Here is an 18120-nt window from a genome sequence, read left to right on the forward strand (position 1 = left end):
TGCTGAGCCATGCACATAGCCGAGGGTTTCCTGCCTCCGGCGCACGCGGTCGCCTGGGGCGTCGCGTCCGCGCCCTTCGTCGTCCACGGCGTCCGTTCACTCACCCGTGAGGTCAAGGAGCACCCGGAGAGCACCCTGCTCCTCGGCGCCTCCGGAGCCTTCACGTTCGTCCTGTCCGCGCTGAAGCTGCCCTCGGTGACCGGCAGCTGCTCGCATCCCACCGGCACCGGCCTCGGTGCCATCCTGTTCCGGCCGCCGATCATGGCCGTCCTGGGCACCATCACGCTGCTCTTCCAGGCGCTGTTGCTCGCGCACGGCGGTCTGACCACCCTCGGCGCCAACGTCTTCTCGATGGCGATCGTCGGTCCCTGGGCCGGATACGCCATCTACAAGCTGCTGCGGCGTTACGACGTGCCGCTGATGGTCGCCGTCTTCTCCGGGGCCTTCGTCGCCGACCTGTCCACCTACTGTGTGACCAGCGTCCAGCTGGCGCTCGCCTTCCCCGACCCGAGCAGCGGATTCCTGGGCGCGCTCGGCAAGTTCGGCTCCATCTTCGCCGTCACCCAGATCCCCCTCGCGGTGAGCGAGGGACTCCTCACGGTCCTCGTGATGCGGCTGCTGGTGCAGTCCAGCAAGGGCGAACTGACCCGGCTGGGCGTGCTCCTGACCAAGAAGCAGTCCCGGACCGAGACCGAGTCCGAGGCGGTGACCCGATGAGCCGGAGTCCGATGAGCAAGAACACGAAGATCAACGTCCTGCTGCTGCTCGTCGTGGCCGCCCTCGCCGTGCTACCGCTGGCCCTCGGCCTCGGCGACCACAAGGAGGAGCCGTTCACGGGCGCCGACGGCGAGGCGGAGTCGGCGATCACCGAGATCGAGCCGGACTACAAGCCCTGGTTCTCGCCGCTGTACGAGCCGCCGTCCGGCGAGATCGAGTCGGCGCTGTTCTCCCTCCAGGCGGCTCTCGGTGCCGGGGTCCTCGCCTACTACTTCGGCCTGCACCGGGGACGGCGGCAGGGCGAGCAGCGGGCGCTGGAGCGGCTGGGGGACGACGCCGATCGCCCGGCCGGCGCCGCCGCCGAGGAATCCACGGCCGAGAGGGCCTGACGCCTCGTGCTGCCGATCGACGCGGCGGCGCACAGCAGTCGCTGGCGCCGCCGTCACCCCGTGGACAAGGCCGTGCTCGGGCTGGGCCTCACCGTGCTCGCGATCTCGTTGCCGCCCTGGCCGGGAGCCGCACTTGTCCTGGTCACCGCCCTCGCCGTACTGCTGGGTCCGGCGGGGGTGCCCGCGCGGCGGCTGTGGCGCGCCTACCGCGTCCCGCTCGGCTTCTGTGTGACCGGCGCGGTCACGCTGCTGGTCCAGGTCGGCGGGCCGGAAGGCTTCGTGTCCCTGGCCGACGAGGGCCCGCTGCGCGCCGGGGAGCTGCTGCTGCGCACCTCGGCCGCCTCGCTCGGGGTGCTGCTGTTCGCCTTCACCACCCCGATGTCCGATCTGCTGCCCCGCCTGGTGAGGGCCGGCGTGCCCGCGCCCGTCGTCGACGTCGCCCTGGTGACGTACCGCATGAGCTTCCTGCTCCTGGACTCCATGCGCCGTATCCGGGAGGCCCAGGCCGCCCGGCTCGGGCACACCGGCAGGGCCGCGGAGTGGCGGTCGCTGGCCGGGCTCGGGGCCACCGCCTTCGTGCGGGCCTTCGACCGGGCCACCCGGCTCCAGGCCGGGCTCGCCGGGCGCGGCTACGACGGCACCCTGCGTGTCCTGGTGCCCGAGGCCCGGGTCTCCGTCCGCTTCACGGCCGCGAGTTGCGCACTGCTCGCGACGCTGGCCGCCCTCACCCTCGTACTGGAAAAGGCCCTGCCATGAGCGAGCCCACCGCCCTGGTCGCCCTGCGGGGCGCGTCCTACGCCTACGAGGACGGCCCCGTCGTCCTCAGCGACCTCGACTTCGACGTGCGCGAGGGGCGCGCGCTTGCGCTGCTCGGGCGCAACGGCAGTGGCAAGACCACGCTGATGCGGCTGCTCAGCGGTGGACTGCGCCCGCACGACGGCCGGTTGACCGTGGCGGGTACGCCGGTCACGTACGACCGCAAGGGGCTGACCCGGCTACGGACGACCGTGCAGCTGGTGGTGCAGGACCCGGACGACCAGCTGTTCGCCGCGTCCGTCGCCCAGGACGTCTCCTTCGGCCCGCTGAACCTCGGTCTGGCCGATGCCGAGGTACGTGTGCGGGTCGACGAGGCGCTCACCGCCCTGGACATCACCGCGCTGGCCGACCGGCCCACGCACCTGCTGTCGTACGGGCAGCGCAAGCGCACCGCGATCGCGGGCGCGGTGGCGATGCGGCCCCGTGTGCTGATCCTGGACGAACCGACCGCCGGGCTCGACCCGGACGGCCAGGAGCGCCTGCTCGCCACCCTCGACGGACTGCGCGCGAGCGGCACCACGGTGGTGATGGCCACCCATGACGTCGACCTGGCCCTGCGCTGGGCCGACGACGCGGCGCTCCTCACCCCGTCCGGCGTACGCACCGGTCCGGCGGCCACCATGCTGGCCCGCACCGATCTCCTCCAGCAGGCTGGACTACGGCTGCCGTGGGGCGTCGCGGCCACCGAACTCCTTCGCTCCCACGGCCTGTTGACCGAGGCGGCGGACGGTCCGCGGACCGCCGAGGACCTGGCCGCCCTCGTCTCGGCCCCCGCCGAGGGCTGACGACTTTGCCCGCCAAAGGTCGTCAATGACTCGAATGTTCTCTCACTCCCTGTTCTATGGAACCGGCGTACACCGGGAGTACGGGAGTGAGGGAACATGGCCGAGGACCTCGCGGGCGCGGGCCCGCCGCCGCAGTCCGCCGGCTTGAAGCCCAATGCGATCGGGTTCCTCGACGCACTGGTCATCGGGCTGAACTCCACCTCCCCGGCGTACTCGGTGGCGGCGGTCATCGGCCCGGTGGTGGCGCTGGTGGGGATCCACGCCCCCGGTGTGATGCTGGCGTCGTTCGTGCCCATGCTGCTCATCGCCTCGGCGTTCTACTACCTCAACAAGGCCGACCAGGACTGCGGCACCACGTTCTCCTGGGTCACCCGGGCCATGGGGCCGTGGGCCGGGTGGCTCGGCGGCTGGGCCATCGCGATGACCGGGGTGCTGGTCGTCGGGTCGCTCGCGGACGTGGCCGTGACCTTCGCCCTGCTCGCCCTCGGCCTCGACAGCTGGGTGGACGACGACGTGCTTCGCCGGCTGCTCACGGTGCTGCTCATCCTGGTGATGACGGCCATCTGTGTCATCGGCACCGAGGTGTCGGCCAAGGTGCAGAACATCCTGATCCTCGCGCAGGTCGTCTGTCTGCTCGCCTTCGCCGTGGTGGCGCTGTACCGCGTGTACGCCGACACCGGCACGCTCGACGCCGTCGAACCGTCGATCAGCTGGCTGGACCCCTTCGGAGCCGGCGGGGCATCGCTGACCGGGGCCCTGCTGCTGGGTGTGTTCATCTACTGGGGCTGGGAGTCGGCGGTCAACCTCACCGAGGAGACCGAGGACTCCGCCACCGCTCCCGGCAAGGCCGCCGTGTGGTCGACGGTCATTCTGCTGGTGACCTATGTGGCGGTCGGTTTCGCGGTGGTCGCCTACGCCGGAGCGGCCTATCTGGCCGAGAACGCGGCGGAGGAGGAGTTCATCTTCGCCCTGCTCGCCGAGGAGGCCATGGGCGGCTGGCACTGGGTCGTACTGCTGGCGGTCTCGACGTCCGCGCTGGCGTCGACCCAGACGACGATCATCCCGGCGTCCCGCACGGCGCTGTCCATGGCGCGGCGGCATGCGCTGCCCGCGCATTTCGGGCGGATCCATCCGCGGTTCCGCACGCCGGACGTGAGCACGTGGTGGGTCGCCGGCATCGCCATCGCCTGGTACCTCGTCGTCAGCGAGATCAGCTCCAACGCGCTGTTCGACTCGCTCACCGCGCTGTCGCTGCTGATCGCGTTCTACTACGCGCTCACGGGCGTCGCCTGCGTCGTCTACTACCGCCGCCATCTGACGCGCAGCGTCCACCACTTCGTCCTCATCGGCCTCGGCCCGCTCGTCGGCGCCGGGCTGCTGGCCTGGCTGCTGGTGGAATCGGTCATCGACATGTCCGACCCCGCCAACTCCTACAGCGGCGACTCGTGGTTCGGGCTCGGTCCCCCGCTCGTCATCGGTATCGGCATCGCCGTCACCGGCGTGGTCATCATGGTCGTACGGCGGCTGCTGGCGCCCGTGTTCTGGTCGGAACGCCCCGGTGTGGTCGACCCCTCCCTCGTCGACGGTGACGGGCCGGGGAGCAAGGAGTCCTGAAGATGTCAGTCGTCCTCGGCTTCGACGAGTCCCCGGGCGCCGTGCGTGCGCTGACCGTCGCGATCGAGCTGTCGGCAGCGTTCGACGAACCCCTCGTGCTGGTCTACGGCGCCGCGGCCCCGGGCGCCATGGGCGACGAGTACGCCGCCCATCAGCAGGCGGTCCGCGAAGCCGGTCAGCTCGCCCTCGAGCACGCGGTCCGGGTGGCGGAGGAGGCCGGTGTGCGGGCCACGGTCGAGCTCATCGACCAGAAGCCCGCACCGGCGCTGATGGATGCCGCGTCACGCCATGCGGCGCGGTTCATCGTGGTGGGCACGTGGGGCGAGAGCCCGGTGCGCGGGGCGCTGCTGGGCTCGACTCCCCACAAGCTCCTGCACCTCTCCGGCGTCCCGGTCCTCTGCGTGCCGACCGAGACCTGAGCCGCCTGTGTGCCCACCGGGACGAGCGGTTCAGGTCGCCGTCGCCGCTGCCGCCGCCCGCCCCGCCGTGCGGCCCGAGAACAGGCAGCCGCCGAGGGTCTTCCGGGTGAGGAGCTTCTCCTCGAAGGGCTCCACGACTGCGGGACCAGTTCCCCACGTGACATGGAAGCGCGGCCCGAGTTGCCGTGTCCGTCCGCGAGCCCGCCGCCGCGCTCGGCCCAGCCGACGATGGGGAACCACTGCATGCCGAGCCCGGCCAGCCAGGACCGCATCTCCTCGGAGGCGAAGTCCACGTACGCCTCGGCCCACTTGTAGGCCCAGTAGTCCTGCCCCGACGGGTCGGAGATCCCGCGGTCGAAGCCCGTGCCCAGCCAGTCCTGCCAGGCCAGGTCGTGGGAGTCCTTGACGCCCATCAGCCGCTGCTCGTCGGAGTTGACGAAGGAGAGCCCGCCGAAGGACCAGAACGCCTGCCTCCGAGACTCGCCTCCGGCTCCTGGTCCAGCAGCACCTTGCGTCCCGCCGCCTCCAGTTCGGCCGTGGCGACCAGCCCGGCGAGCCCGTGGCCGACGACGATGGCGTCCGCGTCCGCGGATCCGGCCGAGGCAGCGAAGGCCGGGAACGTCGCCTGCGCGAGAGCGGCACCGGCGAGCACCCCGCCGGCGACGGTCAGGGCACGACCGCGGGTGATCGCGGCAGGGGCTGACGACGGGTTCTCCATGGGCTGCCTTCCGGAGGTACGCAGGGGCATGACGCAGGGGTGCTGCGCGGGGCGGGAGGCACACGAGAGGCCGCTGTGGCAGCGGGTGTTACCGACGGCAGCCCTGGGGGTCGCCGCGGTCGCCAGATGCCGCAACCGTGAACTCTTCTCACGTTTGATGGATGCGATCCACCAGGATGTCGATCACCGACGGCGTCCGCGGCCCGTAGCCGAGCAGCACCCCGTCCTCCATGTCGACGACCCGGCGGTTCATCCCGGCCGGCGTCTGGCTGATCCCCGGAATATCGACCAGACCGTCCACACCGCCGACCGACTCCAACCCCTTGGTCATCATCAGGATCACGTCCGGCTGGGCCCGCACCAGGGCCTCGCTGGTGATCGGCGTGAACGGCTTGTCCAGTCCGGCCTCCTTGCCCGCGTCCAGGGCCCCCGCGGCCTCGATCAGCGAGTCGGCGCCCGACCCCTTGCCGCCGATCAGATAGACGGCCGCGCTGCCGCGCATGTACAGGAAGGCCACCTTGGGCCTGCTGCCCTTGGGTACGGCGGCGCGGGCGGCGGCGAGTTCGTCGCTCATGCGCTTGTTCAGGGCCTCGCCGGCCTCGGGGACGCCGAGCGCCTCGGCGACGCGGGTGGTGCGGGTGGTGACGTCGGCGAGTTCGGTGGCGGGGTCGAGGACGACGACGGGGACGCCGGCGTCCCGGATCTGGTCGATGGCCTCCCGGGGGCCGGTGTCGGTGTCGGCCAGCACGACCGTCGGCCGCAGCGAGAGCACGCTCTCCGCGCTCACGTCGTGCGCCTTGGTGACCTGCGGGAGCTTCTTCGCCTCCGCGAACGTGGCGGTGACGTCCCGGCCGACGACCCGGTCACCGAGGCCCAGCGTGAACACGATCTCCGCGACACCGCCGTTGAGCGGCAGGATGCGCGAGGCGTCCTTCACCGTCACCCTGCGACCGTCGGAGGAGTCGACGGTGACCGGCAACTTCGGGGCGGGCGGCTCACCTTCGAGCGGGACGAGGGTGTTCTTCGCGAGCCGCTTCTCGGCCGCGGCGGCGCGGGCGCTCGCGGAGGCGGGGGAAGCGTCGGTCCCACCCGAACCGGAGGAGCCGGAAGAACCTCCCCCGGCGCAGGCGCCCGACACGAGCGCGAGCGTCAGGCCGAGGACGGCGAGATGTCTCCGGGATGCGCGCATGGGTTTCCCTTCCCTCTCTGCTGGCACACTACCGAGCAATACTTTAGGTTAGGCTTACCTTAGTTTCCTCTGGTGGGGGTGTTCCATGGCGTGGGCAAGTAGCCTGCACCGCACGGGAGTTGGACCGTTCCTCGGGTTCGCGGCCGTGGCCGCCCTGCTACTTCCGGCCGCCGGGCCGGCAGCCGCGGCAAGCGGTTCGGCGACGGGCCCCGAGGGCCAGAAACTCACCGTCTCCAAGTCCTCCGGCCTCGATCCGGACGGCGAGACGGTGACCGTGACGGGCTCCGGCTACAACACCGAGAAGGGCATCTACGTCGCCTTCTGCGTGGACAACGGCGCGGGTAAGACCCCCACGCCGTGCGTGGGCGGGGTGGACATGTCCGGTGAGTCCGGGGCGTCCGCCTGGGTCTCCTCCAACCCGCCGTCATACGGGGAGGGACTGGCGAAACCGTACGAAGGCAGCGGCCACAAGGGCTCGTTCAGCGTGCCGCTCAAGGTGCGCGCCAAGGACGCGAACACCGACTGCGCCAAGTCCGGCGTGAAATGCGCCGTCATCACCCGCAACGACCACACCCGGGGCGGCGACCAGAGCCAGACGGTCCGGATCCCGGTGACCTTCGGCGGCAGTGGCGGGAACACGTCGAACGGCGACGGCGCCTCGGCGACGCCGACCGCGTCGGCCGGGGCGAGCACGACCGGCGGTGGGGGTAGGGGCAGTTCGGCCGAGAGCGGCGACACGACGTCCGACGGGCCGCTCGCGAGCACCGGTTCCGCCGCCCTGACGGCCGGCGGGACGGCGGCCACCCTGGTCGCGGCCGGCACCGGGGCCTGGCTCTGGGCCCGCAGGCGGCGGCGCGCGGCGAACGCGGGGTGACCGTGAACGCGGGATGACCGCAGTACGGGCCGGCACTCGCATCCCGCCCCGCACCTGACCGCACATTCCTGACGTTCCAGATATTCCAGAGGGGGACTTGAAGATGGGGAAAAGACCCGGCGCCGCCGCCGTGACAGGCGGTGCCCTGCTCGCGCTGCTCTGTCCGGGCGCGGGGTCGGCGGTCGCACAGGACGCGGGCCCGTTCCCGCGCCCGGTGTCCGGCGGGTACGCGAGCTGGACGACGGCCGATGCTGAGCCGGCCGACCACGACATGACGATCGCCGTCGGTGAACCCGCCACAGGAGGATCCGTGGACCGCGCCTGGTTCCCGGCGACGGGCGGCGGCGCGGATCCCGAATCGGGCGCCGCGGAGATCGAGTTGGGCGGCACGGCCCGGATCCTTCCGGCCTCCGACGCGATGCCGCCGTTGACGCTGGGCGGCCTGCGACTGGAGTTGGACGGTGGCGACGACGGCGGCAGCGGCGCCCTCTACGCCCGTACGACCACCGACGGCCACGCGCGTGAGCTGGCGCTGGCCGCCATGACGGCGGACGGCGCCGCCCCTGCCGTACGGGCAGGCGGGGTGACATGGGCCGGGCTGCGGGCGTCACTCACGGGCGAGGGCGCGCGGCTGCTGGCGGAGTGGAGCGGGGAGCCGTTCGCCGAGGGCGACCCTCTGGGCCGACTCGATGTGACGGTCGGTACGGGGAGCGCCCCCTCCCCGGGGCCCGGCGGCTCCGCGCCACCCGCCGGGACACCGTCTCCGTCGCCGGACACCACGGCCCCGAACGGGCCGAAACAGCCGAGCCAGCCGGACCGCGCCACGCCGTCCTCACCGGCGGCGACCGTGTCGGCCGGAGACCTGGCTGCGGGCGGCGAACAGACCGTGCGCGGCGCGGGGTTCGAGCCCGGCGAGGTCGTCCTCGTCGCGATCGACGCCGACACCCGGTACCAGGCGGTGGCCGACGAGGAGGGACGTGTCTCACGGGCCTTCCCGGTGTACGCGACCTCCGTCGAGGGCACGCACACGGTCGAGCTCCGCTCCGTCACCGGCGAACGCGTGGCGGCCACCCGGTTCGAGGTCCGGCCCTCGGGCTGACCCGGGCGCGAGAAGGAGCGAATCCGAACCAGGAGCGGGCCGCGCGGCCCGCTCCTCGGCATACCCAACCGCCCTCAACTGCCGTTCTGGATACGGGAGTTGGAAGTACATCGCCATGCGTTGACAAGCGACGGGAATTCATACTTAGGTTTGCCTTACCTAACCACCCGCAGATAACCCCCGCAGGGTTGTCGCACCCCAGAAAGGTGTCCGCTCACCATGAGACCCGTCCTCTCCGCCCGTACCACCGCCCGCGCCGGCCTCGCCGTCATCGCCTCCTCCGCCCTCACCCTGGGCCTGGCGACCTCGGCCTCCGCCGCCACCTCGACGCGCACGGTCACCGACGGCGGCACGACGTACAACCTCTCGGTGACCGCCCCGAACACGGCGACCGCCGCCGGACAGGTCATCAACGTCACCGGCTCCGGCTTCAACACCGGCCAGGGGATCTACGTGGGTCTGTGCGTGGTCGACGGCGCACCGGGCGCGAACAAGCCCACCCCGTGTCTGGGCGGCCAGGACGAGACCGGCTCCACGGGCGCCTCGCACTGGGTCAACAACACCTTCGGCGGCATGTTCGCCAACAGCTCCAAGTTCGGCTCCGGCGGCACCTTCAACGTGAACATCTACGTCAAGGCCACCCTCGACGACGGCACCGTCTGCGGCCAGGACGTCGACTGCGCCGTCGTCACGCGTGCCGACCACTTCGACAGCAACGACCGCAACTACGACGTGCACGTCCCGATCACCTTCCAGTAAGCGCGCGTAGCACCGACTGGTACTCGGGCCGGCCACCCGGCCGGCCCTTTCCGGTACGTCCGCATCCCGAACTCCTTCCCGTAGGAACCCGCCATGACAGACGACACAACCACGCGGCGGCGGCCGGCCACCCCGGCCGTACGCCGGCTCAGACGCCCCGCGGCGCTTCTGGGCGCCGTCGCCCTGGTGGCCGCCGGAGCCACGGCCGTGACCGTCGGCTCGCCCGCCCAGGCCGCCGACACCCCGAGGACGGCCCTCGGCAAGCAGGGCCAGAAGCTCTCGGTCTCCGCCTCCGCGAACATCGACCCGGCCGGCGAGACCCTGCGCGTCACCGGCGAGGGCTACGACGACACCAAGGGCGTCTACGTCGCCGTCTGCAAGGACAACGGCGACAACCGCGTCCCCACCCCCTGCCTCGGCGGCGCCGACCAGAGCGGCAGCAGCGGTTCCTCGGTGTGGATCATCCCCAGGGACGCCTCCGACGAGGGCGCGGGCACGGTCGCCGAACGGTGGGGCGAGGGCGGCACCTTCGACGTCGACCTGGGTGTCAAGGCCAAGGACAGCGGCCTCGACTGCCTGGAGGTCGCCTGCTCCGTCGTCACCCGTGTCGATCACAACGGCCCCGGCGACCGCTCCCAGGACGTCCGCATCCCGATCACCTTCGAGGGCCATGACCCGGGCGATGGGGACGGCGACGGCGACGGTGTGGACGTCCCGCCGGGCACCGTCAGCTATGTGAAAGCGGCCGAGTTCACCACCGCAGGACGCCCCCTGGACCTCCTCCTCCACCCCGGCTCGGGGAAGCTGTACGTCGGTTCGGACAACATCCCCGACACCTCCGACGTGGCCGAGCAGGGCCTCTACGTCCTGGACCCGGGTGACGGCAAGGTCCTCGGGCACATCGCCCAGGCGCCCGGCCCGAACGGTGCGATGGCCGCCCGTGTGGTCCGGCGGATCGCCGGCCCGCTCCCCGGCGACGGCGTGGTCTTCCACTACCCGCTGCGCGGCATAGGCACCGCCAAGCAAGGGGACGCGGTCGCGCGGGGCGTCTGGTTCAACGGCGCGACGTTCACCGGCGTCGGTCAGGACGCGGACACCTCCACCGTCCTGGTCGCGGCGGGCCCCGAGCTGCGCCGCGTCGAGATCGCCACCGGCGCCGTGCGGGACACCGTCACGCTGGAGGGCGGCAACCAACTCGGCGTGGACGCCGCGCGCGGCACCGCCTGGTCCGTGGGCACCAGCGAGGGCAAGCCGGTGCTGCGCCGTGTGGACACCGCAACCTTCGAGGTCACCGCCACGGCCGAACTCCCCGCCGACTCCGTCTTCTTCGTCGAACCGGACCCGGCCACCGGCAACGTCTGGGTGGCGAGCGGGACTTCGGTGCTCGTCTTCGACAAGGACGGCAAGCCGCTGACCACCCTGACGGGCGCGGACCGGCCCACGGCGGCGGCCTTCGACAAGACCACCGGGCGGGCCTTCGTGCTGCGCGAGGACCTCTCCGAGAGCACCTCGGACCAGAACGGCTCGCTCCAGATCCTCGACAGCGCGACGTTCCGGCGGACGGCCGACCCGCTCTCCCTCGCGGGCAGCCTCGCGGGCGCCTACGCGGGCGTCGCCGTCACCCCCGGTGCGGCCTCCGTGTACGTCACCAAGCAGGCGGAGAGCAAGGTCGTCAAGCTCGACCTGCGTATGTCCCCCAAGGTCACCCAGTCCCCCACCGACCAGTCCGCCGACCCCGGCGACGAGGTCACGTTCGTCGCGGCGGCCGAGGGCACCCCCGAGCCGACCGTGCGCTGGCAGGTCAGCCCGGACGGCGGCCAGACCTGGTCGGCGCTGGAGGGCGCGACGAAGAACGCGTACTCCTTCACCGCCAGGGCGGCGCAGAACGGCTACCGGTACCGCGCCGAGTTCACGAACGCCGTGGGCACGACCCGTACCGCGCCGATCACGCTGACGGTCACCGAGTCCACCGGGGACGGCGGCGCCACCGGAGGCGGCGACGGCGGAGAGGAGTCCGAGCCGTCGGGCAGCAGGACCGAGACCGGCTCCGAGGGCCAGAAGCTCACCGTCACCCCGGTCAACCACCTGGCCACCGAGAACCAGACACTGAAGGTCACCGGCGCCGGCTACGACACCGACAAGGGCGTCTACGTCGCCCTGTGTGTCGACAACGGCGACGGCGAACTGCCGACGCCGTGCGTCGGCGGTGTCGACATGAGCGGCGCGTCCCACTCCTCGGCGTGGATCTCCTCCAACCCGCCGGACTACGGCCAGGACCTCGCGATCCCGTACGGCGACGGCGGCTCCTTCGAGGTCGAGCTGTCGGTGGACGCCAAGGACGAGTTCACCGACTGCTTCAAGGCCAGGTGCGTCCTCGCCACCCGCGCCGACCACACCCTCTCGGGCGACCGCTCCCAGGACGTGAAGGTCCCGGTCAGCTTCGTCGGACAGGACCCGGTGGACACGGACCCGGAGCCCGGAGACACCGGCGGGACGGGTGGTCCCGGTTCCTCGGGCGGCACGACGGGCGGCGCTAGGGACACGGCCGGTGGCAGCACCACGGGTTCGACCGGCGGCGGCACCGGCACGTCCACCGCGGGCGGCGGCCTCGCCTCCACCGGCCTCACCGTGATCTCCGCCGCCGCGCTCGCGGCCGCCCTGACAGCCACGGGCTGGGTGGCCTACCGCCGGGGCCGCAGGGTCGAGTGACCTGGGGTGGTCACGCCGTGCGGCCCGCCACCACCCACCTCGACGGCAGCTCGATACGCGTGCCGTCGGGCCCGTACTCCGTGGTGATCAACGGCAGTTCGCCGCCGGCGAGGACGGTGAGCCCGGCCGCGCGCAGGTACTCGGGCACGGACTCGTCGGCCACCTCGCCGGGGGCGATACCGTGCCGGAAGACGGGCGCGAGCTTGGGCGGCGGGCCCGACGGGCCCTGGGCGAGGCCCAGCAGGACGGGCTTGGCGGACTCGGAGAGTTCGACGAGGAAGACCCGGCCGCGCTCACCGACCAGCGTGGCGATCTGGTTCACCATCGACTGCCGGTCGTCGGGCTCGGCCTGGTGCAGGACGCCCCGCACATAGACGTTGGCGTCACCGAGTTCGGCGTGCAGCGTCTCGGCCTCGGCCTTCTCCACGGCGTCGAACAACCGGTACGTCGCCGGCCCCGCGGGGTCGGCGCGCCGGGCGTGGTCGAGGGCCGCGGCGGACAGGTCGGCGCCGACGACGCGCGGGAAGCGCTCGGCGAGGAAACGGGTCTGGGTGCCGTTGCCGCAGCCCAGGTCCACCATCGCCAGAGCAGGATCGGTCAGGTACGCCTCGAAGAGGGCCAGATGGCGGCCGGCGGTCAGGGCCGGTTCCGCGTCCCAGAACACCGCCCCCGGTTCCTCGGGGGCTTCACGCCAGAAGCCCTCCCAGGCCTCCCGGTAACGACTCGTCACACTCATGCCCGACTCCCCAGGTTGCGACGCCGACCCGCCGTGAAGTGACGGGCGAGTACGGTTTATCGCGGCCTGGTTTCGGCCACAAGCGCGCGGCGCATACCTTCACTCCGCATTCGAGACCCGTACGCCGTCGTGCGCCCTTTGGGCCACGATGTGTCAGCGGCGCGGGACCGTGAGTTCGAACCAGACGGCCTTGCCGGTGCTCGTACGGCTCGCGCCCCACGCACGGGCCAGCACACTCACGACCCGCAGGCCGCGCCCGACGTCGTCGGTGGGCCCGGCATTCAGCAGGGTCGGCAGGTCGTGATCGTCGTCGTCCACCTCGCACAGCAGCGTGTCACCGCGCACGAGGCGCAGTTCGACGGGGCGGCTGTGGGAGTGCCGTACGGCGTTGGTGACGAGCTCGCTGACCATCAGTTCGGCGCTGTCGGCGAGGCCGCCCAGGCCCCAGTCGTGCAGCTGCTCCCGGACGACGGCGCGGGCCCGGCGGGCCTCCACCGGGTCGAGGGGGAGCCGCCATTCGGCGACGTCCTCCGGTTCGATGCCGTTGAGCCGGGCCATCAGCAGGGCCACGTCGTCCTTGCGGCCGCCGCGTGTGTTGAGCGACCGGATGACGGTGTCGCAGGCGTCGTCCATGGAGGCGGCCGGGTGGGCGGCGGACTCGCAGAGTGTCGCGAGTCCCACACCGATGTCCTCGCCGCGCACCTCGACCAGCCCGTCGGTGCACATCACGATCCGGTCGCCGGGCTCCACGCGCACGCGTACCGCCTCGAAGGGGACCCCGCCGACGCCGATCGGCGCACCCGTGGGCAGGTCGAGCAGCTCGCTGCGCCCGTCCTCGGCGCGGACCAGGACGGGCGGGATATGGCCGGCGTTGGCGATGTGGAGCTCGCTCGCGATGGGGTCGTAGACGGCGTACAGGCAGGTCGCGAGGTAGGTGTCGCCGAGGCGCTGGGCGAGGTCGTCGAGGTTGCGCAGCAGCCGTGCGGGCGGCAGGTCCAGGGCGGCCATGGTCTGCACGGCCGTACGCAACTGGCCCATCATGGCGGCCGAGTTGAGGCCGTGGCCCATCACGTCGCCGACGACGAGGGCGGTGCGCGCGCCGGGCAGTTTCACGGAATCGAACCAGTCGCCGCCGACCCGGCCGAGGAGGGTGCCGGGCAGATAGCGGGTGGCGATGTCGCAGCCCGCCATACGCGGCGGGATGTGCGGCAGCATGCTGTCCTGGAGGGTCTCGGCGACGCTCTCCTGGTACGTGTACATGCGCGCGTTGTCGAGCACGAGGCCCGCGCGGGCGGCGAGTTCGGCGCCGGTGACGCGGTCCATGTCGTTGAAGACGGGCCGCTCGGGGTGGCGCAGCAGGATCATGAACCCCAGCACCACGTCACGGGCCTTGAGCGGCACGACCAGCATGGAACGGCCCGTGATGAGCGGCCGGATGTCGCGCTTCTCGAACTGGGAGGCGATGGCATGGCCCATCTCCTCGCTGATGCGCGGCACAAGCACGGGATCGCCGGTGGTCATGCACTGGAAGAACGGCGTGTGCGCGGGGAAGGGCATGGCCTCGCCGACCGGCACGACGTCGTCCCAGCGGCCGGGTTCGTCGGTGTGCTCGACGGCGACCCGGTGCCACATGGTGGTCGTGTCCGGCACGCCCTCGGGGAACCCCTCGCCCGCGACGACCTGTTCGCGCAGATAGGTGCCGGCGACGTCGGTGAAGCGGGGCACGACGGCCTTGCTGACCTCGATGATGGTCCGCGACAGATCGAGGGAGGTGCCGATGCGGCCGCTGACCTCGTTGAGGAACTCCAGCCGTTCGCGTACGGCCGCGTATTCGAGGTTCTCGACGTCGTCGGGGTCCTCCTGCGGTAACGGCAGGCCCTGAGCGGCGGCCCGGGCGGCCCGCTCCCGGCGGGCCCTGCGCTCGACGCGCCGGGGCACGCCCCAGTCGGGGGTGACGGGCACCCGGTCGTTCTGGCTGAACTCCAGGACGGGATAGCCCAGTTCGAGGATCTGTCCGACGATGCGGGCGCTGTCGTCGACGCTCATGCTGGGGAGGATCTCGGGGAGCTTGCGAGCGAGTTCCTCGGCGCCGGGGAAGTCGGTGTGCAGGGCGAACCCGGGAGCGACACGCTCGTAGCGGGTGTCCCCGTCGTGCTCCTGGTCGTCCTGCTGGAGCCGTCCCACGTCGGCGCCGAGCACGAGCAGCCGCTCCGGCCCGGGTCCCACCAGCGGGTAGGCCCACCACAGCACGTCGACGCGATCGCGCTCGGGCACGGTGAGACGGGCGCGGCCCGCCGCCGGGTAGTACAGCCGCCCGTCGAGGGAGGATTCGAGATCGTGGCCGAGACCGTCGTACGCCGCGTAGGCGCCGTACGGGGAGACGTCGTCGTCCTCGGGGAGCGCTCCGGAGACGGGCAGCAGGTCGACGGCCGGGCGTCCGAGCGCCTCCTCCTTGGCGGCACCGAACAGACGGCGTGCGCCGGAGCTCCAGTGCGAGACGAGGCCCTCGCGGTCCACCACGACCACGGCCAGCGGGATCCGTCCGGACGCGGCTTGTTCCGCCACCGCGCCGTCCCTCTCGGTGCCACGGTCCATCGCCCAGGCCCTCTCTCCCCAAGGCTCCGCAAGATCTGCGCGCCCCCACCACCGTACGGCTCAGGGCCGAGGCGATGTGCCGCAATACGGGAATTGATGAGACAGGTTCACGTCGCCTCGCGCATCGGCCGCAGGGCCCGTCCACAGCGCGTCCGCGCAGGACAGGCCGGTGTCCCGGTCGTCGGCTCAGTCCTCGTGCCCGAGCTGAAGGTCGCGTTCCGTACGGCCCCCTCCGGCGACTTGGAGCACGGTGGCGACCGGCGGGTAACCCGTGGCGATGACGGTGTACTCGCCGGTGGCCAGATCGACGAACCGGAAGGTGCCGTCCGGTCCGGTGGTCAGCGAGTCCATGACGTTGCCGGCCGCGTCGAGGAGGGTCACGCGCGCGTCCTCGACGGGCCGTCCGCCGCCCGCCCGCACGGTGCCGCGCAGCAGGGCGCCGCCGGCGAGTTCGATGTCCTGACGGGTCTCGCGGGCCGCCTTGACGGTGACGGGAACGGCGGCCGGGCGGAACGCGGCCGCGCTCGCGGCGAGGGTGTACTCCCCGGCCACGAGTTCGGTGATGACGTAGCCGCCCTCGCGTCCGCTGCGGGTGGTGGCGACGACTTCGCCGTGCACGTCGGTGAGCGTGACGGTGGCGTCCACGGGGGTGCCGTCCGGGGTGAGCACCCGGCCGGCGAGGCGTCCGGCGCCGCCGAGGACGATGTCCAGTACGACGGGGCGCTCACCGACGGTCACGGAGACGGCCTGCGGCTGGTGGCCGCCGGCGGCGGCGATCATGACGTACGACCCCGGGCCCGGCGTCGCCAGCGTGTACCGCCCGTCGCCGCCGCTCCCGCCGCGCCCGACCTGCTGCCCGGCGATGTCGATGAGCGTGAGCGCCGCGCGCGGTACATACGTCCCGTCCGGATGCTGCACCGTGCCGCGCACGGGAACTTCGGCGGCGTACGGCGAACGGGCCGCGGGGATCGGGGTGTTCACCGGCGCCGATTCCGTCTCCGGGGCCGGGGCGTTGTGGGACACCAGCGGTTTCTCCTTGAGGAAGAAGGCGATCAGCAGACCGAGGACGAGCACCGGCACGAGGTACAGGAAGATCCTCGGCATGGCGTCCGCGTAGGCCCGGATGTAGTCGTCGCGCAGCGCCGGGGGCAGGGTGTGGACGAGCTGCGGGGTGATGGACTCGGGGTGGGGCAGCTCGCCGCCCGCGCGCGTGGGGAGGCGTTCGGCCAGGGCGTCCGTGAGCCGGTCGGCGAACAGCGTGCCGAAGATCGCCGCGCCGACGCTGCCGCCGATCTGCCGGAAGTAGTTGTTGGCGCTGGTGGCGGTGCCGAGGTCGGCGGGGCGCACGGAGTTCTGCACGGCGAGGATCAGGACCGGCATCACCATGCCGATGCCCGCGCCGAGCACGGCCATCCAGAGGCTGTAGTGCAGCCGGGGCGTGTCCACTTCGAGGCGGGACAGCAGCCACATGCCGACGGCCGAGAGCGCGCTGCCGAGCACGGTGTAGATCTTGTAGCGGCCGGTGAGGCTGATGAGCTGGCCGCAGACGATGGAGGCGCCGACGATGCCGCCCATCATGGGCAGCATCAGCAGGCCCGACTCGGTGGCCGTCGCGCCGTCGACCATCTGGAGGTAGGTCGGCAGATAGCTGGCGGCGCCGAACAGGGCGACGCCGATCACCAGGCCGACGAGTCCGGTGACGTTGAAGACGGAGTCCCTGAACAGCCGCAGCGGAATCAGGGGTTCGGCGGCGAAGTGCTCGGCGACGAGGAAGAGGACGGTGGCGAGGGCCGCGCCCGCGCCCAGGCCGAGGATGACGTGGGAGTCCCAGGCGTACTCGGTACCGCCCCAACTGGTCAGCAGGACCAGGCAGGTGGAGGCGGCGGCGAGCAGCAGGGCGCCGAGGACGTCGAGCCGGGCCTTGGCCTTCGGCTTGGGCAGCTTCAGCACGACGGCGACGACGGCCAGGGTGACGAGGCCGAAGGGGACGTTGATGTAGAAGCACCACCGCCAGGAGAGGTGGTCCGTGAAGTAGCCACCCAGCAGGGGCCCGGCGACCGAGGCGAGCCCGAACGCGGCGCCGATCAGGCCCATGAAGCGGCCGCGCTCCCGGGCCGGCACGATGTCCGCGATGATCGCCTGGACGCCGATCATGAGCCCGCCCGCGCCGACGCCCTGGACCGCGCGGTAGGCGATCAGCTGGTCCATGGTCTCGGCTCGCCCGGCGAGCGCCGAGCCGACGACGAAGACGACGATCGCGAACTGGAAGACGCCCTTGCGGCCGAGGAGATCGCCGAGCTTGCCGTAGATCGGCAGTCCGACGGTGGCGGTGAGCAGGTAGGCGGTGATCGCCCAGGACATCCTGTCCAGGCCGTGCAGCTCGCCGACGATCTTCGGCAGCGCGGTGGCGACGATCATCTGCTCCAGCGCGGCCAGCAGCAGCGCGAGCATCAGCCCCAGGAAGACCAACCGCACCCGGCGCGGACTCAGCTGGGGCTCGGCGTCCTGGGGTGGAGCCTGTGGAGGGGGTGCGGTGACGGTTTCGTCCTGCACCAGAGTCGTGCCGCCCACGTACCGCTCCCCTCGCCGCACCTGCTCACATTTCCCGCAATAGGCGACAACTACGAGCAAGCACGGCGAGTTACGGCACCGTCCCGGACACGGCCGAGATCCACTCGATCCGGTGAGGAGGCCAAGGACC

14 protein-coding genes and 1 pseudogene are annotated in these 18120 nt (G+C 71.9%); 10 read left to right on the forward strand and 5 right to left on the reverse strand.

Annotated elements, in window-relative coordinates:
* Window positions 1-9 precede the first annotated feature (9 nt).
* The 6 genes from ADK36_RS13545 to ADK36_RS13570 all read left to right on the forward strand — a co-directional run bounded on the left by ADK36_RS13545 (window position 10) and on the right by ADK36_RS13570 (window position 4740).
* A complete protein-coding gene (locus ADK36_RS13545) occupies window positions 10-717 on the forward strand; it encodes an energy-coupling factor ABC transporter permease (RefSeq protein ID WP_048579440.1) in 708 nt (235 codons plus the stop codon).
* Window positions 718-728: 11 nt separating this feature from the next.
* On the forward strand, window positions 729-1106 hold the full coding sequence (locus ADK36_RS13550) for an energy-coupling factor ABC transporter substrate-binding protein (RefSeq protein WP_048579441.1): 378 nt from the start codon (window positions 729-731) through the stop codon (window positions 1104-1106).
* Between the two features lie 6 nt (window positions 1107-1112).
* A complete protein-coding gene (gene cbiQ / locus ADK36_RS13555) occupies window positions 1113-1862 on the forward strand; it encodes a cobalt ECF transporter T component CbiQ (protein ID WP_048579442.1) in 750 nt (249 codons plus the stop codon).
* Window positions 1859-2707: an energy-coupling factor ABC transporter ATP-binding protein gene (locus tag ADK36_RS13560; protein WP_048579443.1), complete on the forward strand. Its 849-nt coding sequence runs from the start codon at window positions 1859-1861 to the stop codon at window positions 2705-2707. Before cbiQ ends, ADK36_RS13560 begins: the two co-directional genes overlap by 4 nt.
* A gap of 96 nt (window positions 2708-2803) precedes the next feature.
* Window positions 2804-4321 carry an APC family permease gene (locus ADK36_RS13565; RefSeq protein WP_048579444.1) on the forward strand — a complete coding sequence of 506 codons (1518 nt, stop codon included), beginning with the start codon at window positions 2804-2806 and terminating at the stop codon, window positions 4319-4321.
* Window positions 4322-4323: 2 nt separating this feature from the next.
* Window positions 4324-4740 carry a universal stress protein gene (locus ADK36_RS13570; RefSeq protein WP_048579445.1) on the forward strand — a complete coding sequence of 139 codons (417 nt, stop codon included), beginning with the start codon at window positions 4324-4326 and terminating at the stop codon, window positions 4738-4740.
* Between the two features lie 69 nt (window positions 4741-4809).
* Here ADK36_RS13570 and ADK36_RS13575 read toward each other — a convergent pair.
* Both ADK36_RS13575 and ADK36_RS13580 read right to left on the reverse strand, forming a co-directional pair.
* Window positions 4810-5458 (reverse strand): annotated as a pseudogene (locus tag ADK36_RS13575) (FAD-binding protein); the annotation flags it as partial.
* A gap of 148 nt (window positions 5459-5606) precedes the next feature.
* Entirely contained in the window at window positions 5607-6647 is a 1041-nt protein-coding gene (locus ADK36_RS13580) for a heme/hemin ABC transporter substrate-binding protein (RefSeq protein ID WP_053084633.1), read from the reverse strand.
* A gap of 85 nt (window positions 6648-6732) precedes the next feature.
* On the opposite strand from ADK36_RS13580, the gene ADK36_RS13585 reads away from it, so the two are divergent.
* From ADK36_RS13585 to ADK36_RS13600, 4 genes are all read left to right on the forward strand, one after another.
* Window positions 6733-7521, forward strand: coding sequence for a hypothetical protein (locus tag ADK36_RS13585; protein WP_048579446.1), 789 nt, complete (start codon window positions 6733-6735; stop codon window positions 7519-7521).
* Between the two features lie 103 nt (window positions 7522-7624).
* The gene (locus tag ADK36_RS13590; RefSeq protein WP_159391139.1) at window positions 7625-8620 is read left to right on the forward strand and encodes a hypothetical protein; all 996 of its coding nucleotides are present in this window, start codon (window positions 7625-7627) and stop codon (window positions 8618-8620) included.
* A gap of 219 nt (window positions 8621-8839) precedes the next feature.
* Complete coding sequence (locus ADK36_RS13595) at window positions 8840-9379, forward strand: hypothetical protein (RefSeq protein ID WP_048579448.1); 540 nt, start codon at window positions 8840-8842, stop codon at window positions 9377-9379.
* 93 nt (window positions 9380-9472) lie between these two features.
* Complete coding sequence (locus ADK36_RS13600; RefSeq protein ID WP_053197613.1) at window positions 9473-12088, forward strand: immunoglobulin domain-containing protein; 2616 nt, start codon at window positions 9473-9475, stop codon at window positions 12086-12088.
* 10 nt (window positions 12089-12098) lie between these two features.
* Here ADK36_RS13600 and ADK36_RS13605 read toward each other — a convergent pair whose 3' ends face one another.
* From ADK36_RS13605 to ADK36_RS13615, 3 genes are all read right to left on the reverse strand, one after another.
* Window positions 12099-12824 carry a class I SAM-dependent methyltransferase gene (locus ADK36_RS13605; protein WP_053197615.1) on the reverse strand — a complete coding sequence of 242 codons (726 nt, stop codon included), beginning with the start codon at window positions 12822-12824 and terminating at the stop codon, window positions 12099-12101.
* Window positions 12825-12977: 153 nt separating this feature from the next.
* Window positions 12978-15419 carry an ATP-binding SpoIIE family protein phosphatase gene (locus tag ADK36_RS13610; RefSeq protein ID WP_053197617.1) on the reverse strand — a complete coding sequence of 814 codons (2442 nt, stop codon included), beginning with the start codon at window positions 15417-15419 and terminating at the stop codon, window positions 12978-12980.
* A 186-nt stretch (window positions 15420-15605) separates the two neighbouring features.
* Window positions 15606-17990: an MFS transporter gene (locus ADK36_RS13615; RefSeq protein WP_053197619.1), complete on the reverse strand. Its 2385-nt coding sequence runs from the start codon at window positions 17988-17990 to the stop codon at window positions 15606-15608.
* Window positions 17991-18120 lie beyond the last annotated feature (130 nt).

Source organism: Streptomyces viridochromogenes (assembly GCF_001270495.1).
GTDB lineage: Bacteria > Actinomycetota > Actinomycetes > Streptomycetales > Streptomycetaceae > Streptomyces > Streptomyces viridochromogenes_A.